Annotated in this window: 2 protein-coding genes; both read left to right on the top strand. The window is 56.5% G+C overall.

The features are described 5' to 3' along the window. Positions 1 to 353: 353 nt before the first annotated feature. Positions 354 to 1,373, top strand: a complete 1,020-nt coding sequence (locus E1297_RS03550; RefSeq protein ID WP_155133964.1) for a PLP-dependent cysteine synthase family protein — start codon at positions 354 to 356, stop codon at positions 1,371 to 1,373. 67 nt (positions 1,374 to 1,440) lie between these two features. Next, positions 1,441 to 3,636, top strand: a 2,196-nt coding sequence (locus tag E1297_RS03545) for a fatty acyl-AMP ligase (protein WP_155133961.1), incomplete at its 3' end; no start/stop codon positions are given.

The raw sequence follows: 3,636 nt of genomic DNA, 5'->3' as shown, positions 1-3,636 counted from the left end.
CTTCAATCCAAACGTTGCACTTCGTGGCTGTATCCACCCCGATAAAACTATCTGTAATAATATGAAAATATTTATTTAATACAGACTATCTATTATTTGCTTCATCTAAATTATTAATCGCGGCACGGCAAGGCTGACTCTCGATTGTAGAATGAAAAACACAATCTGTGTGGAAGCAGCGCAGCCGGAAAATGGTGTGCTGACGGGCAAGCACTATAACCAGCAGCTTCTGTACGGATTTTTGCGGGTCAGCGCCTAGGGATCGCACCTTCATCCCCGACAGATGCTCCGCAAGTGTTCTATTTCGATTGCAACTCAAAAGTGGCTTCTGAAGAGACCCGAAAGGCCAGCCAATGGGATGTCAGCACCGCCTGTACGGTCAGACGCCGCTGATTGAGTTGCGGGGTCTCGGTATTCCGGAGCATGTCCGAATCTTCGCAAAACTGGAATTTCTCAATCCGGGCGGCTCCATCAAGGACCGGATTGTCTGGCATATTGTCGATCAGGCGGAGCGCGATGGTCTGCTTGAGCCGGGTGCCACAATCATCGAAGGCTCCTCCGGCAATACGGGGGCTGCTGTGGCCATGATTGCCGCCATGAAGGGATATCATGCCGTCATAACAGTGCCTGCCAAGATCAGTGTCGAAAAGGAAAGCGTACTGCGGGCGTTGGGGGCCGAGGTGATTGTGTCACCGGCCGGGACCCCGCCGGACAGCCCCAGGCATTACGGCAATGCGGCCCTACGCATTCATCAGCAAAGACCCGGATCATTTTTGCTGAACCAATACAGTAATCCGCTGAATGTGGACGCCCATTACAGGACCACCGGACCGGAAATCCACCGTCAGATGGACGGGCAGGTGACTGCCTTTGTCGCAGCAGGAAGCTCCGGCGGGACGATCTCGGGAGTTGGCCGGTATTTGAAGGAGCAGGACCCGTCGATGGAGGTGGTCCTCATGGACCCCGCCGGGTCGGTCTATGCGGGATATTTTCAAAACGGCGTGCTCGATCCTGCGGCGATCCGGCCCTACCAGACGGAGGGAGCCGGAAAGGATCATATTGCGGGGTGCATGGATTTCTCCGTCTTGAGCGATGTGATCCGGTTTTCCGATGAGGCGGCCTTTTCCATGTGCTGGCAGCTTGCCCGCCAACACGGGCTTTTGGTGGGGGGGTCTGGCGGCGCGAATGTGTGGGGGTGCGTTCAACTTGCCCGCCGAATGCGTGGCCCGGCACGGATTGTGACGGTACTTCCGGATTCCGGGACCAGATACCTGTCCAAGATCTACAATCCGGCCTGGCTGGACCAGCACGGCATCACAATAGGGAACGGCATATCGAGGCAACAGGGGAAATGTCCTGTCCCATTCTGTTGATCATTCAAGACGGCGTTGGGGACAAGCCGGTGTCCCTGGCAGCACCCATTTCAAGGAAAGGCTTGCCATGAACAAGCATATGAAAACGCCGTTGACCCTCGGCGGCCTTTTGATCCGAAGGGCTAAGGAAATGCCGGACAAACCGGCTTTCTGGTTCCACAGTTTCCCCGACGCGGGGCCATCCCGGTGTCTTGGTCTTTCTTATGGGGAGCTGTACCGGCAAGCCGCTGGGATCGGGTCGAGGTTGCGGAAAACGCTTGAGCAGGGGGACAGGGCGCTGATCCTGTGCCCGCCCGGTCTGGACTATATTTCTGCGTTTTTCGCTTGTCAGTTGGCGGGGGTTACGGCTGTTCCGGCATATCCGCCGCGCAATGCCAAGCACATGGCTCGCCTCGAAGCCATTCTCGCAGATGCCGGCACAACTACAGTTCTGTGTCTGGCAGTTCAGAAAAGACAGCTTGAAGAATGGGCGCATGCCAGCAAGGAGCTGTCATTTTGTCAAGTTGACAAGATCGCCTCGGAGTGTGCAGGTGATTGGAAACCGCTTGCCGGTAACCCTAAGGCCATTGCTTTCCTTCAATACACATCCGGCACAACCGGTTCGCCCAAAGGAGTAATGGTTACGCATCGTCAGGTTGTCACTAACTTGGCGTTGATGGATGAATATTTCGGTTTCAGAACCAGAGTGCCCCATCGTACGATCGAAATCATGTGCGGATGGGTTCCACCATATCACGATATGGGCTTGGTTGGGACAATTCTCCTGCCCCTTTATTCCGGAATGGCATCACATTTGATGACCCCGGCGAGCTTTATACAAAAACCGGGCCGTTGGTTGAAGCTCATGTCAAAGGAAAAGGTGACCATCACAACAGCGCCAAACTTTGCCTGGCAGTTGTGCTGTAATTCCGTGTCTGATGAAGAAATCGCCGCACTCGATCTTACGCCTCTGAGACATGCTGTGAATGGCGCAGAGCCGATAAGATATGAAACGCTCAAAGATTTCTGTATAAAATTTGGCCCCTGCGGGTTTAATCCAGAACACTTCCGGCTTGTTTACGGGATGGCAGAAACCGTTCTGGTCAATACTGGCCAATCCGTGGAAATGCATCCCGGAACTCCCCATTGGCAACGTGGCGTTCTCGACAGCGGATCCTTTTCGGGCAAACGCTTTGCAGCGCGAACCCGCCTTAACCTCTCGGAAAACATGGGGAAGGAGGCGCGCAAAATTGTTTCGTGCGGCAAGGTCTATTCCAGCCACCAGTTGGTACTTGCAGAACCAGAGACGCACGAAAGAATAATGGACGGGCAGCCCGGCGAGATCTGGATCTCCGGCCCTTGTGTTGCGTCCGGCTACTGGAACAAGCCGGAACTGACGGAAGAGGTGTTCCGGGCACGTCTTGCAGGCGACGACAGCGGGCGGACCTGGCTGCGCACAGGGGATCTGGGAACGCTGATTGACGGCGAGCTCTATGTGCTCGGCCGGATCAAGGAAATGGTGATTGTCCGGGGACAGAACCATTACGCAGTGGATCTGGAAATCACCGCCAATGACAGTAGTCCGCTACTTGGTCACGACCGGACGATCGCTTTCGGGGTGGAAGACGAGGGCGGCGAGCAATTGGTTCTGGTCCATGAACTGAACCGTTCGGCGCTGCGCCGGTTTGATCCGAATGCGCTTGCAAGGGCCATGCGGCGGGCGGTGCTGGAGGCCCATGAGATTGACGTTGCTACGGTTGTGTTCATTCGGCCCGCAACGCTTCCAAGGACAACCTCGGGCAAATTGCAGCGCACAAAGGCGCGCCAGCAGTTCAAAGACGGAATGCTCACCCAAGTGGCCCGCTGGGAGGCGGCCGGTGATGTGTCGGTTCTGTCCGAACCCGGTGTGATCCGCCGCCTTGGCGGACTGGACCCTTCGACGGAAATCCCCTCTGGCGCAGCCGTTGGTGAGCAACTGTCGGATGTGCCCGGAATGGATGAGGCACGTGCTTTCTGGTGCCTTGAAGCCGATGGACAGGTGCAGCTGCGGGTAGCCGTGGCACGTGGGGCCGAAGCCCCGTCCCGGATCGGCGACGCGCAGGAAGGCAACGGGCGGATGCGGTTCGGGCTGTTTTTCTTTGGCTCGGATGATCCGGAAACAGGTGAAGAGAGCGGCTATGACCTGCTCCTTAAGGCGGCGGATATTGCCGATGATGCAGGTCTTGAGGCGGTCTGGACCCCGGAACGGCACTTTGGCCAGTTTGGCGGCCACTATCCGAGCCCG

This window comes from Roseibium sp. RKSG952, from assembly GCF_009711355.1.
Note: the sequence above shows the minus strand (reverse complement) of the source record. Positions and strands in the feature narration are given on the sequence as shown.